The organism is Ruegeria sp. BHSB196 (assembly GCF_059613135.1).
Window position 1 is genome coordinate 47,241 of record NZ_JBXWRY010000011.1, and the last position, 17,472, is coordinate 64,712.

At 67.5% G+C, this 17,472-nt stretch carries 16 protein-coding genes; 6 read left to right on the forward strand and 10 right to left on the reverse strand.

The window, feature by feature from the left end; all coding sequences use genetic code 11:
* The first annotated feature begins 28 nt into the window (after positions 1-28).
* Positions 29-1,018, forward strand: coding sequence for a glutathione S-transferase family protein (locus tag AC2FNJ_RS08295; protein ID WP_496763752.1), 990 nt, complete (start codon positions 29-31; stop codon positions 1,016-1,018).
* Here the strand turns inward: AC2FNJ_RS08295 and AC2FNJ_RS08300 are convergent.
* Entirely contained in the window at positions 1,000-1,362 is a 363-nt protein-coding gene (locus AC2FNJ_RS08300) for a response regulator transcription factor (RefSeq protein WP_496763753.1), read from the reverse strand. The two genes, AC2FNJ_RS08295 and AC2FNJ_RS08300, sit on opposite strands and share 19 nt — an antisense overlap.
* A 187-nt stretch (positions 1,363-1,549) precedes the next feature.
* Between AC2FNJ_RS08300 and cobD the strand changes: the two genes are divergently transcribed.
* The 4 genes from cobD to AC2FNJ_RS08320 all read left to right on the forward strand — a co-directional run bounded on the left by cobD (position 1,550) and on the right by AC2FNJ_RS08320 (position 5,912).
* A complete protein-coding gene (cobD, locus tag AC2FNJ_RS08305) occupies positions 1,550-2,527 on the forward strand; it encodes a threonine-phosphate decarboxylase CobD (RefSeq protein WP_496763754.1) in 978 nt (325 codons plus the stop codon).
* Positions 2,524-3,444 (forward strand): adenosylcobinamide-phosphate synthase CbiB, encoded by a 921-nt coding sequence (gene cbiB / locus AC2FNJ_RS08310; protein WP_496763755.1) that lies wholly within the window; start codon positions 2,524-2,526, stop codon positions 3,442-3,444. The genes cobD and cbiB overlap by 4 nt, the downstream gene beginning before the upstream one ends.
* Positions 3,445-3,464: 20 nt before the next feature.
* Positions 3,465-4,628 carry a lytic murein transglycosylase gene (locus AC2FNJ_RS08315; protein ID WP_496763756.1) on the forward strand — a complete coding sequence of 388 codons (1,164 nt, stop codon included), beginning with the start codon at positions 3,465-3,467 and terminating at the stop codon, positions 4,626-4,628.
* Positions 4,629-4,718: 90 nt separating this feature from the next.
* A complete protein-coding gene (locus AC2FNJ_RS08320; protein ID WP_496763757.1) occupies positions 4,719-5,912 on the forward strand; it encodes a TCR/Tet family MFS transporter in 1,194 nt (397 codons plus the stop codon).
* Between the two features lie 29 nt (positions 5,913-5,941).
* On the opposite strand, the gene AC2FNJ_RS08325 is transcribed toward AC2FNJ_RS08320, so the two are convergent.
* The 4 genes from AC2FNJ_RS08325 to AC2FNJ_RS08340 all read right to left on the reverse strand — a co-directional run bounded on the left by AC2FNJ_RS08325 (position 5,942) and on the right by AC2FNJ_RS08340 (position 11,629).
* Entirely contained in the window at positions 5,942-6,304 is a 363-nt protein-coding gene (locus tag AC2FNJ_RS08325; RefSeq protein ID WP_496763799.1) for a hypothetical protein, read from the reverse strand.
* A gap of 56 nt (positions 6,305-6,360) precedes the next feature.
* On the reverse strand, positions 6,361-9,816 hold the full coding sequence (locus AC2FNJ_RS08330; RefSeq protein ID WP_496763758.1) for a chromosome segregation SMC family protein: 3,456 nt from the start codon (positions 9,814-9,816) through the stop codon (positions 6,361-6,363).
* A gap of 151 nt (positions 9,817-9,967) precedes the next feature.
* On the reverse strand, positions 9,968-10,375 hold the full coding sequence (locus AC2FNJ_RS08335; protein ID WP_496763759.1) for a hypothetical protein: 408 nt from the start codon (positions 10,373-10,375) through the stop codon (positions 9,968-9,970).
* A gap of 45 nt (positions 10,376-10,420) precedes the next feature.
* Positions 10,421-11,629, reverse strand: coding sequence for an aminotransferase-like domain-containing protein (locus AC2FNJ_RS08340; RefSeq protein WP_496763760.1), 1,209 nt, complete (start codon positions 11,627-11,629; stop codon positions 10,421-10,423).
* A 158-nt stretch (positions 11,630-11,787) separates the two neighbouring features.
* Here AC2FNJ_RS08340 and AC2FNJ_RS08345 point away from each other — a divergent pair, with 158 nt between their 5' ends.
* On the forward strand, positions 11,788-12,558 hold the full coding sequence (locus AC2FNJ_RS08345) for a FadR/GntR family transcriptional regulator (protein WP_496763761.1): 771 nt from the start codon (positions 11,788-11,790) through the stop codon (positions 12,556-12,558).
* 3 nt (positions 12,559-12,561) lie between these two features.
* Here the strand turns inward: AC2FNJ_RS08345 and AC2FNJ_RS08350 are convergent, their stop codons facing one another.
* The 5 genes from AC2FNJ_RS08350 to AC2FNJ_RS08370 form a co-directional block, all read right to left on the reverse strand.
* The gene (locus tag AC2FNJ_RS08350) at positions 12,562-13,377 is read right to left on the reverse strand and encodes a phosphate ABC transporter ATP-binding protein (protein ID WP_496763762.1); all 816 of its coding nucleotides are present in this window, start codon (positions 13,375-13,377) and stop codon (positions 12,562-12,564) included.
* 166 nt (positions 13,378-13,543) lie between these two features.
* The gene (locus tag AC2FNJ_RS08355; protein WP_496763763.1) at positions 13,544-15,055 is read right to left on the reverse strand and encodes an FkbM family methyltransferase; all 1,512 of its coding nucleotides are present in this window, start codon (positions 15,053-15,055) and stop codon (positions 13,544-13,546) included.
* A gap of 155 nt (positions 15,056-15,210) precedes the next feature.
* Complete coding sequence (locus tag AC2FNJ_RS08360; RefSeq protein WP_496763764.1) at positions 15,211-16,071, reverse strand: DUF5672 family protein; 861 nt, start codon at positions 16,069-16,071, stop codon at positions 15,211-15,213.
* A 210-nt stretch (positions 16,072-16,281) separates the two neighbouring features.
* Positions 16,282-16,842, reverse strand: a complete 561-nt coding sequence (locus AC2FNJ_RS08365; RefSeq protein WP_496763765.1) for a F0F1 ATP synthase subunit B — start codon at positions 16,840-16,842, stop codon at positions 16,282-16,284.
* A gap of 5 nt (positions 16,843-16,847) precedes the next feature.
* On the reverse strand, positions 16,848-17,399 hold the full coding sequence (locus tag AC2FNJ_RS08370) for a F0F1 ATP synthase subunit B' (protein WP_496763766.1): 552 nt from the start codon (positions 17,397-17,399) through the stop codon (positions 16,848-16,850).
* Positions 17,400-17,472: the final 73 nt, after the last annotated feature.

Genomic DNA, 17,472 nt, shown 5'->3' on the forward strand with positions numbered 1-17,472 from the left:
GTTCCGAACCTCAGCAGGAGGATGTGACATGGGTTTGCTTGTGGACGGCCAGTGGCAGGACCGGTGGTATGACACGAAATCGTCCGGTGGCGCCTTCCGGCGGTCGGCGGCGCAGTTTCGCAACTGGATCACCCCCGATGGCGCGCCGGGCCCGTCCGGCAGCGGCGGGTTCGCGGCGGCGTCGGGCCGGTATCACCTCTATGTCAGCTATGCCTGCCCCTGGGCGCATCGGACGCTGATCTTCCGCCAGCTCAAGGGGCTGACGGACCACATCGGCGTGTCGGTCGTGCATCCGGACATGCTGGACGAGGGCTGGACGTTCGAGGTGGACGCCGATGGCGCAACCGGGGACCAGCTTTATGGACTGTCGCACGCGCACCGGATCTATACCAAGGCCGATCCGAACTATTCGGGGCGGGTCACGGTGCCGATCCTGTGGGACATCGAGCGCGAAACCATCGTGTCCAACGAAAGCTCGGAAATCATCCGGATGTTCAATTCAGCCTTCGACGCCATCACCGGCAACACCGACGACTACTGGCCCGAACCGATGCGGGAGGCCATCGAAGAGGTGAACGCCCGGATCTACGACACGCTGAACAACGGCGTCTACAAATGCGGGTTCGCGACCACGCAGGACGCCTATGACGCCGCGGTGCATCCGCTGTTCGACACGCTGGACTGGCTGGAGGCGCGGCTGGCGACGCACCGCTATCTGATGGGCGACCGGATCACCGAGGCCGACTGGCGCCTGTTCACGACGCTGATCCGGTTCGATCCGGTGTATCACCTGCATTTCAAGTGCAACCGCAAGCGGGTGATCGACTATCCCAACCTGTGGGGTTACGTGCGCGAACTCTACCAGTGGCCGGGGATCGCGCAGACGGTGAACATGGCGCATATCGTGCGCCACTATCACTACAGCCACGACACCATCAACCCGCACCGGATCGTGCCGATCAATCCGGTGCTGGACTATCGGGAGCCGCACGGGCGCGATCAGCGCACCGCCGCATAGTGTTCGACCATGGCCGCCAGATCCTCGGGCGGGGTGCCGCTTTGCACATAGGCGCAGGCGTTGGAGCTGTGGGCAAAGATCGATCCGTCCGAGAAGAAGGTGGTGTTGGTGACGAAGATCACCCGCGCCTCGGGGCGGCGGTAATTGGCGAAATCCGCGACCGCCAGCGCGCTGCCCTGATCCAGCACCAGATCCAGCACGATGATGTCGAAGGCGGTGTTGTAGAGCGCCAGGATCGCCGCCTCCTGCGAGGCGACGAGCGTCACCTCGGCCCCTTGCCGCTGCAGATGCCGTTGCCAGAGCTGGCCCAGATCCGGGTTGCTTTCGACGATCAGAACATTCATTCCGAAAACCTCGGCACCTCATGCATGGAGACGTGCCGTTCCCCCGATCCCGTGATCCGGCCATTTCATTAACAAAGGGTTAATCGCGGCCCGGCCCCGCCGATGCCCTGCGGTTTCGCTTGTGTCGGTGGCGAAAATCCGCTTGAAGCAGGGCACCCGATGGCGCTTTTTTCAGCAGGGACCGCGCATGGCACAGACGCCGGACATGGATCACGCCCCGATCGATCCCCGCGCCCCGCGCGACCATGGCGGCGGGCTGGACCGGGCCGTGGCGGTTTATGGCGGGACGCGGGCGGACTGGATCGACCTTTCGACCGGCATCAACCCGCACCCCTATCCGGTTGGCGATCTTGCGGCGTCGGACTGGACCGCCCTGCCCGATCAGGCGGCGCTGGAGGCGCTGGTTGCGGCGGCGCGCGCCTTCTGGGGCGTTCCGGACGGGGCCGCGATATTGCCCGCACCGGGCGCGTCGGCGATCGTCGCGCGGCTGCCGGCGCTGGCGGCGCCCGGAACGGTCGAGATCACCCCGCCCACCTACAACGAACACGCCGCCGCCTTTGCCGCGCAGGGCTGGACCGTGCGCGCGACCGGTCCGGCCGAGGCGCGGGTGCTGGTTCATCCCAACAATCCGGACGGGCGGCTGTGGCGCGCCGCCGACGCCGCGGCTCCGCTCACGATCATCGACGAGAGCTTTTGCGACGTGACGCCCGAAGCGTCGCTGGTCGATCTGGCCGCGCGCCCCGGAACGGTGGTTCTGAAAAGTTTCGGCAAATTCTGGGGGCTGGCCGGGCTGCGGCTGGGATTCGCGGTTGCCCGCCCCGAGGCCGTCGCGCGGCTGAACGACCTGACCGGTCCCTGGGCGGTGTCCGGCCCGGCGCTGCGGATCGGCGCGCGGGCGCTGGCCGACACGGGCTGGGCCCGTGCCACGCGCGACAGGCTGACGGCCGAGGCCGGGCGGCTCGACGCGCTGATGACCGGCAAGGGTGCGCGGGTCGTCGGCGGCACGTCGCTGTTTCGCCTCTATGAGGTCGGGGATGCCGCCGCCTGGCAGGATCGGCTGGCGCGCGCGCATGTCTGGAGCCGCATCTTTCCCTATTCCCGCAGCTGGCTGCGGCTGGGCCTGCCGCCCGCCGGTAGTTGGGACCGGATCGAGGCGGCGCTGTGAGTCCGGCCTTTCTGCTGGCCTGCGCCATGGCCCTGGACGCGGTGCTGGGCGAGCCCGACTGGCTGTGGTCGCGCATCCGTCACCCGGCGGTTCTGTTCGGCAATGTGATCGCCGCCCTGGACCGGCGCTGGAACAGCGGCCGGGACCGGCGGATGAAGGGCGTCGCGCTGGTGGCCGCGCTGCTGGCCGGGAGCGTGGCGGCCGGGGCGGTGCTGTCGGCGTTTGGGCCGGTCGTGGAGGTCGTCACCTGTGCGATCCTGCTGGCGCAGAACTCGCTTGTGAGCCATGTGCGCGACGTGGCCGACGCCCTGCGCCGGTCGCTGCCCGAGGGGCGCGCGGCGGTGGGCCGGATCGTGTCGCGCGACACCTCCGCGATGGAGGAAAGCCAGGTGGCGCGGGCCGCCATCGAGAGTGCCGCGGAAAACCTCAGCGACGGGGTGATCGCGCCGGCGTTCTGGTTTCTGGTGGCGGGTCTGCCGGGGCTCTTGGTCTACAAGGTCGTCAACACCGCCGACAGCATGGTCGGATACCGCAACGCGACCTATGCCGAGTTCGGCTGGGCCGCCGCCCGTCTGGACGATCTGCTGAACCTGATCCCGTCGCGGCTGACCGGCCTGATGATCGCCGGCCTGTCCGGCTGCCTGGGCCGGTGGCGCGCGATCGTGGCCGATGCGCGCCGCCATGTCTCGCCCAATGCCGGCTGGCCCGAGGCGGCCATGGCGCGTGCCCTGGACGTGGCGCTGGCGGGGCCGCGCAGCTATCACGGGCAGATGCGCGACCTGGCCTGGATGAACGGCGATGCCCGCCGGAGCATCGGCGCTTATGAGATCGACCGCGCGGCCGACATGCTGTGGCGGGTCTGGGGGCTTGCCTTTGGGCTGGTTCTGCTGTGGTTTGTGCTGGACCTATTGTTCTGACCCGACAGGAAGCCTTGCCCATGCGTCTGATCCTCGGCCCGCTCGCCGCCGTTCTTCTTGCCGCGCAGGCCGATGCGCAATGCGGGGGGGATTTCAACGCCTTCGTCACGGACCTCAAGGCCGAAGCCGTGGCACGCGGCCATGACGCCAAGGCCGTGGATGCGTTTTTCGGCGGCGTGCGGCAGGATGCCAAGGTGCTGAAGGCGGACCGGGCGCAGGGGGTGTTTCAGAAACCGTTCATCGAGTTCTCGCGCCGCCTGATCTCGCAGAACCGGATCGACCGGGGGCGCGAGATGGACCGGAAACATGACGCGGTATTCGACCGGATCGAGGCGGAATACGGCGTGTCCCGCGGTGTCCTGCTGGCGTTCTGGGCGTTCGAGACGGATTACGGCGGCTTTCAGGGGGATTTCAACACGCGCGACGCGCTGGTGACGCTGGCGCATGACTGCCGCAGGCCCGAGTTGTTCCGGCCGCAGATCTTTGCCGCCATCGAACTGTACGAACGCGGCGGGTTCGACCCGCAGCGCACGACCGGCGCCTGGGCGGGCGAGATCGGCATGGTGCAGATGCTGCCGCAGGACATTCTGGACAACGGCGTCGATGCGGATGGCGACGGTACCGTGTCGCTCAAGACCTCGGCTCCGGATGCGCTGGTGTCCGGGGCCAGGATGCTGTCGCATCTGGGCTGGCGGCCCGGCGAGCCGTGGCTGCAGGAGGTAACGGTGCCGGAGCGGATGGACTGGTCGCTGTCGGGGCCGGGCAAGAGCCGGCCGGTGTCGGACTGGCAGGCGATGGGGGTCAGGGCGCGCGACGGGTCGTTGGCGGATCTGCCGGCCTCGCTGATTCTGCCGCAGGGGCACAGGGGGCCGGCCTTTCTCGCCTATCCGAATTTCGACGTCTATTTCGAGTGGAACCAGAGCTTTGTCTATGTCCTGACCGCCGCCTATTTCGCGACGCGGCTGGAGGGTGCGCCGGTCTATGACGCGGGCAATCCGCAGCCGGGCCTGTCGGGACCGCAGATGAAACAGCTTCAGCGCAAGCTGCGGGCGCGAGGCCATGACGTGGGCGAGATCGACGGCATCCTGGGGGCCGGAACGCGCGGCGCGGTGCAGGTCGAACAGGCGCGGCTGGGACTGCCCGCCGATGCCTGGCCGACGGTGGAGTTGCTGAACCGGTTGTGAGAAGACCCCGGCCCGGCCGGATCCCTTGTCCGGCGCGCGGTTGGGGTTTTTCACCTTGCCAATCCGAGCCCACACGTGTCGGGTGGCGGCATGAAGCTGAACGGTCCCTTCCTCTTCATTCTGATCACGCTGATGATCGACGCCATCGGCATCGGAATCGTGTTCCCGATCATGCCCGACCTGATGAACCGGGTCGGCGCGGGCAGCACGGCCGAGGGCGCGTTCTGGGGCGGGATCATGATGTCCGCCTATGCGGCGGCGATGTTTCTGTTCGGCCCGGTGGTCGGCAGCCTTTCAGATGCCCACGGGCGCCGGCCGGTGCTGATCGCGGCGCTTGCAACGCTGACGATCGACTATGTCATCATGGCCCTGGCCGAGACCTACTGGCTGTTGCTGGTTGGCCGGATCCTCGCCGGAATGGCCGGGGCCACGTACATCACGGCGACGGCCTACATCGCCGACATCTCGGAACCGGAGGAGCGCGGCGCGCGCTTCGGCATGATCGGGGCGGCCTTTGGCATCGGGTTCGTCCTCGGGCCGGCGCTGGGCGGGCTTGCCTCGGGCTGGCACATCACGGCGCCGTTCTGGATTGCCGCGGTGCTGTCGGCGCTGAACGTGGCATTCGGGGTGTTTGTCCTGCCGGAATCCCTCAGGCCGGAAAACCGCCGGCCCTTCGGCAGGCGCGACCTGAACCCCTTTGGCAGCATCGCGCGGGCCTTCGTGATGCCGGGGCTGGCGATTCCGCTGATCTGCACCTTTGTCTTCGAGTTCGCCAACATGGTCTATCCGACGCTCTGGGCCTTCTGGGGGCGCGAGGTTTTCGGCTGGAACGGGGTCACCATCGGGCTGACCCTGTCGGCCTACGGCGTGTTGATCGCCGCGGTGCAGGCCGGCGTGCTGCCGCAACTGACGCGGCGCCTGGGCGATTACCGGACGCTGCTCTTTGCCACCATCGCCGCCGTGATCGGGATGGTGGGTTTCGGTTTTGCCGGTTCGGTCTGGGCGGTGGCGGTATTCTTGCCGGTCGCGGCCCTGTCGGACATGGCGCCGCCCCTGATGACCGCCTTTGCCGCCAATCGTGTGGGCGAAGACCAGCAGGGATTGGTGCAGGGGGTGATCGCGTCGCTGTCTTCGGTCGCGGCGGTGGCCGCGCCGTTGCTGATGACCGGTGTGTTCGAGCGGTTCGTCAGCGGCGACGGGCCGTATCTGCCCGGTGCGTCCTTTCTTTTGGCGGCCCTGTTGATCGCGGCGATCGTGCCCCTGATCCTGCGCCTGAAGTCATAGGGCCGGACCGGGTACGCCCTTGCCTTCGCTCATTCCGGCCGCACCGGATAGCGTTCGCCCTTTTCGGTGATCAGCACCAGGCGGTCGCCGCTGTGCACGTAGAGATCGCAGCGGCTGAAGCCGTTGCGGAAATCGGTGCAGATGCTGCCGTCTTCGGCGATGCGGTAGGTGCCAAAGGCGGTGCCGCCGCCGTTGGCGGCGGAATAGGTATAGGAATAGGCGCCACCGGCGGAATAGCGCGACTGCCCGTCATCGTAGAAGGTGAGCGTGCGCCCGGCCAGCGCGTCCAGCTCGGCACGGGTCAGCGGCACGTCGCCGGGTCGCAGCGGCCATTCCCCCGCCCAGACGGGCAAGGCGAGGCACAGGAGGGCGGGTATCGTGAACATCTTCATCATGCCCCACCCTACCCTGCGCCTGTCTGCACGGGGATTCACGTTGCGGTGAAGGGTCAGGCCACCATCGCCTCGGCCCGCTTGAGGTCCACCGAGACCAGCTGGCTGACGCCCTGTTCCTGCATGGTGACACCGAACAGCCGGTCCATCCGCGACATGGTGACGGCATGGTGGGTGATGATCAGGAACCGGGTGTCGGTCTGGCGGCACATCTCGTCCAGCAGGTCGCAGAAGCGGGTGACGTTGGCGTCGTCCAGCGGCGCGTCCACCTCGTCCAGCACGCAGATCGGCGCCGGGTTGGCCAGAAACACCGCAAAGATCAGCGCCATGGCGGTCAGGGTCTGTTCGCCGCCCGACAGCAGGCTGAGCGTCGAGAGCTTCTTGCCCGGCGGCTGGCACATGATTTCCAGGCCGGCATCCAGCGGATCGTCGCTTTCGACCATCACCAGATTGGCCTCGCCGCCGCCGAACAGGTGCTTGAACAGCATCGCGAAATTCGTGTTCACCTGCTCGAACGCGGTCAGCAGCCGCTCGCGCCCTTCGCGGTTGAGGCTGTTGATGCCGCTGCGCAGGGTCTTGACCGCCTCTTCCAGATCCGCCTTTTCTGATTTCAGCGTGTCGTATTCCTCCTGCACCTCGCGCGCGTCCTCTTCGGCGCGCAGGTTGACGGCCCCCATCGCGTCGCGCTGGCGCTTGTGGCGGTTGACTTCGGCCTCCAGCGCGTCGGCGGCCGGCATCCGGTCGGGATCGACGTTCAGCTGGTTCAGCAACTGGTTGGGCGTCAGTTGCTGGTCCTCGGCGATCCGTTCCGCCGCCGCCAGCACGCTTTCGCGCGCCGCTTCGCAGCGGGCCTCGGCGGCGGCGCGCGCCTCGCGCGTGTCCGAGGCGACCCGCTCGGCTTCACGCTCGGCCAGGATCGCCGCGCGCTGCCCGGTTTCGGCCTCGGCCAGGCGGTCGGCGGCCTCGGCCCGGCGCGTCTCGGCGGCTTCGATCTGTTCGTTCAGGTCTTCGCGCGCCGCCGCGATCTCGCCCGGCACGGCGGTGGCCTGGGCCAGTTCCTCTTCCGAGGTGGCCTTGCGTTCGGCCAGTTCCGCGATCCGCTTGCCCGCGGTTTCGAGCCGGTGCCGCCAGCCGCTCAGATCCTTTGCGACCTCCTGGGCCCGGCGGGTGCGCGCCTCGCCCTCGCGGCGCAGCTCGTCATGGGTAGAACGGTGCGTCAGCATGGTGATCCGCGCCGCCTCGACCGTCTGCTTGATGTCCTCGACCCGGGCGCGGGCGCTGTCGACGTCGCCCAGACTGGCCAGAGCCGCTTCGGCCTCGCGCAGCTGGATGCGGGCCGACATCGCATCTTCCTTGTGGCGTTCGACCGACAGGGCCAGCGTTTCCAGCTTGCCCTCGGCCAGATTGCGGTCGGCCTCGGCCCGGCTGAGCGCGCGGGCGGTTTCGGCGACGCGCTGATCGGCGGCGCGGCGGGCTTCGCGGGCGCGGCGGTCGGCCTCGGTGACATCGGCCAGCTGCCGCGACAGCGCCTCGTGCGCGGCGCGCGCGCCTTCGACCTGCGCATCCGCCCGCGCCAATTCCTGCTTGAGCGCCTCAAGCCGGTTCAACTGCTCCAGCCGCATCGCCGCGGCGCTGGGGGCGTCCTCGGCCCAGGCGCGGAACCCGTCCCAGCGCCACAGATCGCCCGAGCGGGAGACCAGCCGCTGGCCGGGTTTCAGCAGCGGCTGCAGCCGCGCGCCCTGATCCGCCTCGACGATGCCGATCTGGGCGATGCGGCGGCTCAGACGGTCGGGGCCGGAGACATGCAGCGCCAGCGGCTCGGCGCCGTCCGGCAGGTGCTGGTCGGCGTCGTAGCCCGGCACCTTGACCCAGCCCGACGGCCCGTCGCCTTCGACCAGCGGCGCGCGCAGATCGTCGGCCAGCGCCGCGCCCAGCGCCTTTTCGTAGCCCGGTTCCACCCGCAGCAGGTCGAGCACCTGCCCACCCTCGGCGGTGTCCCGCTCCACCAGCTTTGCGAGGGCGGTGGTTTCGGCCCGAATCGCGCCGAGTTCGCCTTCGGCCTCGGAACGTCTGGCCCGCGCCTCGGCCTCGCGGGCCTGGGTGTCGCTGCGCAGCTCGTCGGCGGCGGCCAGCGCCTCTTCCGCCGCTTCGGCGGCGGCGCGGGCCTCGGCCTCGGCCTCCTCTGCGGCCTCGAAGGACTCGGTGGCGCGCGAAAGGGCGTTGCGGGCCTCGTCCATGGCCGTGCGCGCCTTTTGCTCTTCCGCCTCCGAGCGGGCCAGGGTTTTGCGGCTGTCCTCGACCAGACGCTGCGCCGACTGGTGGCGGGCCAGCAGGCGGGCCATGTCCTCGGTTTCCTGCGACAGGTGGTCCTCGCGTTCCTGCAGCACCGCCGCCGCCTCGCGCGCCACCTCGGCGGCCTCGGCCAGTCGGTCCTCGTGCCCCTCGGCGGCCTTAGCGAGTTCCCGCGCCTCCCATTCCAGGCGCTCGATGGTTTCGCCCGCGTCGCGGTTCAGGCCGGTCTCGCGCTCGATGTCGCGGCCAAGCTGATGGATGCGCGCGGTCAGGGTCTCGATGGTCTGGCGCGCGCGCGCCTCCTGTTCGCTCAGGGCGTCGCGCTGCACCAGCAGACGTTGCAGCACGGCGGCGGCGATCGCCTCTTCCTCGCGCAGGGGGGGCAGCACCTCATCCGCCGCGACCCGCGCCGCCTCGGCCTGACGCGCCGACGCTTCGGCGCGGGAGGCTTCGGTGATCCGCTCGCGCAGCTTGTCCTCGGCCAGCTGACGGGCCATGTCGGCCTCTTTCCAGCGGCGGTAGAGCAGCATGCCCTCGGCCAGGCGCAGCTGCTCGCCGATCTCGCGGTAGCGCGCCGCCTGACGGGCTTGGCGCGCCAGTTGCGCCAGCTGCGCGCCCAGCTGTTCCAGCACGTCGTCCACGCGGGTCAGGTTGGCTTCGGTCGCGCGGAGTTTCAGTTCGGCCTCGTGCCGGCGCTGATAGAGGCCCGAGATTCCCGCCGCCTCTTCCAGAACCCGGCGGCGGGCCTTGGGCTTGGCGTTGATCAGTTCGGCGATCTGTCCCTGCCGCACCAGCGCCGGGGAATGCGCCCCGGTCGAGGCGTCGGCAAACAGCATCTGCACGTCGCGGGCGCGGACATCCTTGCCGTTGGTCTTGTAGGCGCTGCCCACGTCGCGGGTGATCCGCCGCACGATCTCCAACTGGTCGCTGTCGTTGAAGCCCGAGGGCGCCAGCCGTTCGGAATTGTCGATGGTCAGCGCCACCTCGGCATAGTTTCGGGCCGGCCGGGTGGCGGCGCCGGCAAAGATCACGTCCTCCATCCCGCCGCCGCGCATCGCGGTGGGACGGTTTTCGCCCATCACCCAGCGCAGCGCCTCGAGCAGGTTGGACTTGCCACAGCCATTCGGCCCGACCACGCCGGTCAGCCCGTCCGCGATGATCAGATCGGTCGGATCAACGAAGCTCTTGAAGCCGGTGAGTCTGAGCCGTGAGAAACGCAATGGCTGGTCTGTCCCGTGATTCCCGTGGACTCCGAGTCTGCGCAAGGCAGGGGCCTGGTGTCAACGAAGATACGCAGGATATGGGCTGCGTGACGCAGTTATCCACAATATCTTGGCGTTTTCCCGTGTTTTGAGGGATGTCAGGGCCGGGTCAATACGGGGAGCATTCGAACTCGGGATAATACGGCCCCGGCCCCGCGTTGACCCAGCCGCCATAATCGATGCAGTCGTAATTTGGCGTGGAAATCGCGGTTCGGAGCAGCCGTTCGCCCGCGGCGCGGTCGCAGCCCAGAACGCCGGTTGTCACGGCGGCATCGCCCAGCACCTCGATCACCTCGCAGCCCGAGACCTGCGCCATCGCGCGCCCGGCCCGCTGGCGGATCGGACCCAGCCGCGGGGCGTATTGCGGGTTGACGCGCACCGCCTCGGCCAGGTTGCCGCGCACCCGCACGTCAAAGACGCTGCCGCCGACCTCGACACGGGTGGCCGGGACGCCGCGGAAATGGGGCGTGGCGGTCGCGCAGCCGACCGCGAGCAGCAAGGGCAGGAACCGCAGCATGCCCGAGCTGTCGCAGCAATTGGTTAACGGAGTGTTGCGACCCGCCTAACCCGCCCGCAGAACCTCGCCCAGGCGGCGGATGCCCTCGCGGATCGTCGGTTCGTCCGAGCAGGAAAAGCTGAGCCGCAGGGTATTGGCCCCGGAACCATCGGCAAAGAACGCCTGACCGGGGACGAAGGCCACCCGGACGGTGTCGAGCGACCGGGCCAGCAGTGCCGTCCCGTCCATCGACGGCAGCAGCGTCAGCCAGACGAACATGCCGCCTTCGGGCCTGGTCCAGTCCACGCCCGGCGGCATGTGCCGGCGCAGGGCGTCCAGCATCGCATCGCGCCGCCGTTGATAGACGGCGCGCAGTTTCGGGATATGCGAGTCGAAACAGCCCTCGGCGACATGCGCGATCGCCATCTGGTTGATGGTCGAGGAATGCAGGTCGGCGGCCTGTTTCATCAGCACCATCTGGGAAATCACCGGCCTGGCCGCAACCGTCCAGCCCACCCGCAGCCCCGGCGACAGGGTTTTCGAGAAGCTGCCGCAATAGATCGTGCGGCAGTCTTCGATCGTGCCCTTGCGGGCGATTTCCAGGGCAAGGATGGGCGGAACCGCCTCGCCATCGTAGCGCAACGCCTGATAGGCCGCGTCCTCGATCACCGCGCAGTCCAGCTCTTCGGCCAGATCCAGCAGCGCCTCGCGCCCGTGACGATCCACGGTTTCACCGGTGGGGTTGGCGAAATCGGCGGACAGATAGGCGAACTTCACCCGCCCCCCGGCCTGCTGCGCGGCTTGGGCGTAGTCCGATGCCGGCCGGTTGCCGTGGATGGACAGCCGGTCGAAGCGCGGCTCGTAGGCGTTGAACGCCGCCAGCGCGCCCAGATAGGTCGGCCAGCCGACAAGCGCGGTGTCGCCCGGCGACAGGAACAGCTTGCCCAGATAGTCCAGCGCCTGCTGCGAGCCGGAGGTGATCAGGATGTTGTCGATGTCGCAGGCGACGCCGATGCGGCCCATCTCGGCCGCGATCCAGCGTCGGAGCGGATGGTATCCTTCGCTCACCGAATATTGCAGCGCCTGCGCCCGGTGCGCCGGGTCCAGCGCCGTCGCGAACGCATCCGCGAAGGATTCGGCGGGAAACAGGGACGGATCGGGAATGCCGCCGGCAAAGGAAATGATCCCCGGCTGATCCAGCAGCTTGAGCAATTCTCGGATCTCGGACGCCTTCATCCGCGCGGTGCGGGTGGCAAAGATCTGGTCCAGGGACATGGCTCTCCTCCGCGTGGGCGTTCGGGGAGACTATGGGGCGGGCCATTAAAGTCAATGATCCTGACCTAATGTTTCAAACCTCGTGAACGCGCCCCGGCCCGCTTGCGACGGGTTGCGGGATGTGGTCATATGAATTGACCAATCCTTGCGAATGCACGATGCCCTTTCAGAAAATCCAGTCCGAGAAGCTCTCGACCGCCGTTGTCCGCCAGATCGAACAGCTGATCCTGCGCGGCATCCTGCGGCCCGGCGAACGGTTGCCGTCGGAACGGGAACTGTCGGAACGGCTGGGCGTGTCGCGCCCGTCCCTGCGGGATGCGATTGCCGAATTGCAGGATCAGGGCCTGCTGGCGGCCAAGGCCGGGTCGGGCATCTATGTGGCCGAGGTTCTGGGCTCGGCGTTTTCGCCCGCGCTGATCCGGCTGTTCGGCACCCATGACGAGGCGGTGTTCGACTACCTGTCCTTCCGCAAGGACATGGAGGGGCTGGCGGCCGAGCGGGCGGCGCGGCTGGGATCGGACAGCGATCTGAAGGTCATTCAGACCATCCTCGACAAGATGGAAGCGGCGCACAGGCGCCGCGCGACGGAGGACGAGGCGACGCTGGATGCGCAGTTTCACATGGCCATCATCGAGGCCAGCCACAATGTGGTCATGCTGCACATGATGCGGTCGATGTTCGATCTGCTGCAACAGGGCGTGTTCTACAACCGCCGGATCATGTTCCACCAGCGCACCACGCGCGAGGCGATCCTGGAACAGCACCGCGCCATCAACGCCGCGCTGCAGGCGCGCGACCCGGCAGGCGCGCGCGCGGCCGTCGAACGGCATCTGAGCTTTGTCGAGCAATGCCTGGCCGATCAGCAGAAGGCCGAGCAGAACGAGGCCATCGCCCGGCAGCGGCTGGAACATGAAACCGGGCGGATCTGACCGCTATCCCATCCTGCCCTGAATGAAGGCGCGCGTCTTTTCGTGCAGCGGATCTTCGAAGATCCGCGCCGTCGGCCCGATCTCCAGCAACTCGCCCAGGTGGAAATAGGCCACCCGGTCGGCGACGCGACGGGCCTCCATCATCGAATGGGTGATGACGACGACGCTGTGATCCTGCCGCAGATCCATCATCAGCTGTTCGACCTTGGCCGTGGCGATGGGGTCGATCGAACCGGTCGGTTCGTCCATCAGCATCACGTCGGGCTGGGTCGCCAGCGCCCGCGCGATGCAAAGCCGCTGCTGCTGGCCACCGGACAGATCGGTGCCCTGCTTGCGGCGCAGGTCGTCCTTGACCTCGTCCCACAGATGCGCGCGGCGCAGGCAGCTTTCCACATGCGCCTCCATGTCGGCCCGGCTTGGCATCAGGCCGTGGATGCGCGCCCCATAGGCCACGTTTTCCCAGATCGTGTCCGGAAAGGGGTTGGGTTTCTGCGCCACCCAGCCGAAGCGGCGGCGGTGGACCGGCGGATCGACCTCGGGCGCATAGACGTCCCGGCCATCCATGGTGACGGAGCCTTCGATGCGCACGCCGCGCGTATCGTCATGCATCCGGTTGAGACATTTGAGCGCCGTGGACTTGCCGCAGCCCGACGGCCCGATGAAAGCCAGGATCTCGTTCGGGTAGAGGTCGAAACTGACGTTGCGAAGCGCCTGTTTGTCGCCGTAGTAGAGCGACAGGTTCGCCACCTGCAACAGCGGCGGTGCGTTGCGCAACGGCGCGTCGGCGTTGCGAAGTTCCAGTTGCTTTCCGTCCAGCATGGGAGCCTCCCGATAAGGTGTGGCCCATGCTGGTCATCGGCGGGACCATTCGGACTTGATCTGGGGCAAAACGGCCTGAAACTTCACAAAAGTTTCACATCTCTTGAGTGGATGCCGGCGCCTGATCGTGCGGATGCCCGATATCCGGGCACATCCGCCGCCGCGATCAGGTCTTGCGCCGCGCCGCGATCACGGTGCCGTCGCTGGCGAGAACTTCGAACCCGGCCCCGTCCAGGTGCCCGAGGAAGGAGGCCACGGTCGCGCCGCGCTTGTAGAACACCGCCGGGTGCAGTTCGACGATCATCGCCTGGCATTGCCGCAGCCCGTCCGCGTCATTGGCGATCAGGTCGTATTCGGCGCCTTCGATGTCACAGACCAGCGAATACGGGCCGTCGATCCCCTGGTCCTGCAGAAGCTGCGACAGCGTTGTGGCCGGGACGGAGATCGCGGTGCCGTGTTCGTCCGCGCGCCACTCGGCGCCCACATGGCTGCTGTGGGTGTCGTTGGTCACGTTGAACGAAATGCTCTCGGCGCCGGAATAGTCGATGGCGCAGTTGACGATGCGCAGGTCGCGGTCCGCATCGGCGCTCAGCGCGTTGACCCTGCACAGGTCCAGAAGCTGGGGGTTGGCTTCGACAACGATCTGCTGGACGCCCTTGGCGAGCTTGCGGTTGATCAGGCCGGAGATGATGCCGTAGGCGCCGCCCAATTCCACCACCGGCAGGTCGGACGGCAGGTGGGCCTGCATCAGTTCGCGTTCGGGGGCTTCGTAGAACCCTTTGAAGAGCGCGTGATAGGCCGGATAGGGCACGTCGCCGGGATAGCGGAACGTCATGCCGTCCAGTTCGATCCGGTGCTTGGACAGGGCCGAGCGGATGGCCTTTTTGATCTTCTTGCTGGGCCGCACGAAATCGGGTCCGCGTTCGAAGTCGCGCCTGCGGATGTGTCTGCCCCTGCCCTCGACCGTGCCGAGGTCCAGCGAGGTGCAGGTCGTCTGAACGGTTCGGTGACGCAGGGCGCGGGCGTATTTTTCCTCGAACCGGTCACAGGCGTTCCTGAACGCCTGATCGAGCCGTCCGGTGCTCAGATGCTCGATCCGGAAATCCACCGCATAGGCGCCGTGACCCCGAAGATCCGCCTGCGCCACGAGATCGGTGCCATAGAGGTGGAACCCGTCGAGGTCGCGGGAAAACCCGAGCCGGGCATCCTGACGCATCAGGATGAAGTTCTCGTCGAGCGAGTCGACCTTCTGCGCCTCCTTTCTTGCCGGGCCGGCAAGGACCGCCCGGGGTTCGGTCAGGAAGAAAAAGGCCGTGTTGCCGCGCATGCCGGCATTGCCGAGCAGCGCCCAGTCCGGATCGGCCTGATCCAGGTCCGCGATCACCGCGCGCAGCCGGTCGGGGCCGTCCATCGCGAGGATGTCCTGATGGCAGAAGATGACGTAGCGCCCGCGTGCGGCGTTCGCCAGCCGGTTCAGGCCTCCGAACCCGTCGCCGGTATTGCCCTGCGTGTTGTCGATGTAGAGGTATTCGCTGCACCCGTCGTCGAACCCGACCGCGCGCATCGAATCGACCATGGCTCCGTATTGATCCGGGTTGCTGACCAGCGTGCAGAACGAGAACTCGAACTCATAGCCGGGCGCATCGGTAACGGCCCTGGTTCCAGATCGTGCATCCATCACGTTCGCGCCTGTGTCTGGCTCATCGAAAGCCCCTTGTTTTCAGTATGTTATTTCGGCTTCGATGGCGTCGTCCCATGATCCGGAGATACCTACAGGAAACGGGTTTCCTTGGCAATCGACATTCCCGGCAGCCGTCGTCAATCGCCGGTTTCCTAGGGCCCGCCCGCGATCGCCGCCTGCAGGACCGGTTTCAGGTCGTCCGGCACATGCGCGATCCAGAAATCGGGATCGTACCGCTCGAAGGCGTGGCATCCCAGGGGCAGGTGCCGCCCTGCCCGTTCGTACATCTCGGCCGGGCATGCTTCGAACGCGAAGTGCAGCGCGGTCTCGGGCGGCGGAACGCGGAAGTGAGGGAAGCGGTGTGCCACCTCTCCGCTCCAGAACATGTCCTCGTTCAGCCCGGCGCGCCGCACCACGAGGCGTCGGCCCCGGGGACGGAAGATCGCCAGATCGGCCAGGCGCAGCAAGCCCAGCTTGTGCAAGGCCCGGACTAGGCGCGACCGGGGCAGCATGATCGCGGCGTCGAATACCGCCAGCGTGGCCGGGATGCTGCGCAGGCTCAGACCGCCGTTCAGCGTCGGCAGAAAGGTCAAGGGCCGCTGCGGCTGGCTGAACCCCTTGAACATGGGGGCGCCGACAAAGGCGTAGTCGCCGGTCAGCCAGCGCGCCAGGTCGTCTTTCAGGATCAGGGCGTCGTGCTGGCAGATCAGCACGTAGCGGCAACCCGCGAACCGCGCGTAGAAGTCCCTGTTCACCAGCAGCCGGTTGTAGCCTCCGACATCCGCGAAACAGGCGTCCGGGAAGGTTTCGATGGAGATCCCGGCCTCATGTGTCGTGGCCAGTTCGTCGCGGGCCGCGCGCAGCAGGCTCCTCTGCCCGTGCCCGCCGATCAGGGTCGCGGCGTGGCCGGACAGCATGGCGAGATTGTGCCGCACGATCGCGATTTCGGCCCGCGTGAACTGGCGATGGACCGGAATGACGATCCGGCAGGCTTCCGGTGCTGCGTGTTCCAAAACCGTTGTGCTCCCTGCGCGGAGGGCGGGCGGTGCCCGTTCCGCCGCGCCTTGTCAGATCTGACCGGATGTGTCGCGACCCGGTCCGCCGACCATCCGAGCGCGGCGACATCGCTTCGTCAAGGCGGGTCGGCCGGTGCCGTGCCTGAAACGGAACAGTCCCGAAAGCGGGCACTTTCGGGACTGCTCGTCTAGGGTTCGGCGCCGTGATCAGTGCAGCTTGGCGTCCACGTCCGCGATGGCGGAGTCGATCAGATGGTTGGCCTGGGTCGCGGTCATCTGCTTGGCCAGCACCTGCTTGGCCGCGGCCACGGCCACGGTGATCGCCTGATCGCGCACGTCCTTGATCGCCGATGCCTCGGCGGACGCGATCTGATCCTGCGCCGCCGCGAGGCGGCGGGCGATCGACTTTTCCAGGTCTGCCTTGGCCTGTTCGGCGGCAAGGCCGGCATCTTCCTTGGCGGCGGCAACGATGGCGTCGGCCTGCTGCTGCACTTCGCGTTGCTTGCGCTCGTAGGAGGCCAGCAGCGTCTGCGCTTCCTCGCGCAGGGCGCGGGCTTCGTCCAGTTCGGCCTTGATGCCGGCGGCCCGGTTGTCCAGGGCGCCGCCGATCATAGACGGCACCTTGAAGTAGAACAGCACCGCCAGGAACACGATGAAGCCGAGCAACACGACGAAGTCGGTGTTACCGAGCGAGAAGAACGGGCCGCTGGCGGCGAAGGCCGGGCTGGCGGCGCCGACGGTGAGGACGAGGGCGAGTATGTTGCGCATGTCGCTTATCCCTTCATCCGGGCATCGACCGCACCGGAGATGGTGTCGGCGTCGGCCTGTCCACCCAGAACGGTGACGAGTTCGGCCGCCGTGTCCTTGGCAACCAGTTGAATGCTTTCCAGCGCACCGGCACGGATTTCGGCGATGGCCTTTTCCGACTCCGCGGCCTTGGCCGCGATTTCCGCATCCGCCTTGGCGATGGCGTCATCCAGCTCGGCCTGGATTTCGGCGCGTGTTTCGGCCGCGATCCGCTGCGCTTCGGCACGGGCATCGGCCAGCGCCTTGTTGTAGGCTTCCTCGGCCTCGGCCGCCTTAGCCTTGAGGTCTTCGGCCGCGGCGAGGTCGTTGGTGATGGTGCCCTGCCGTTCGGCCAGGATCGCCGCGATGCGTGGCAATGCCACACGCGACAGGATCAGAAAGACGACGATCAGCGTTACAACGAGCCAGAAGATCTGGTTCGGGAACCAGTCGAAGCAGAGCTGCGGCATCCCGATGGCCGAGCCATAGGCGTCGACGCAGGTGCCAGCTACTTCTTTGGCAAGGGGTTCTGTCGCCATGTTGTCCTCCGTCGGAACGTTGTCTTTACAACGGGTGGGCCGCTATGGCCTGGACCCACCCGCGCGTAAGGAT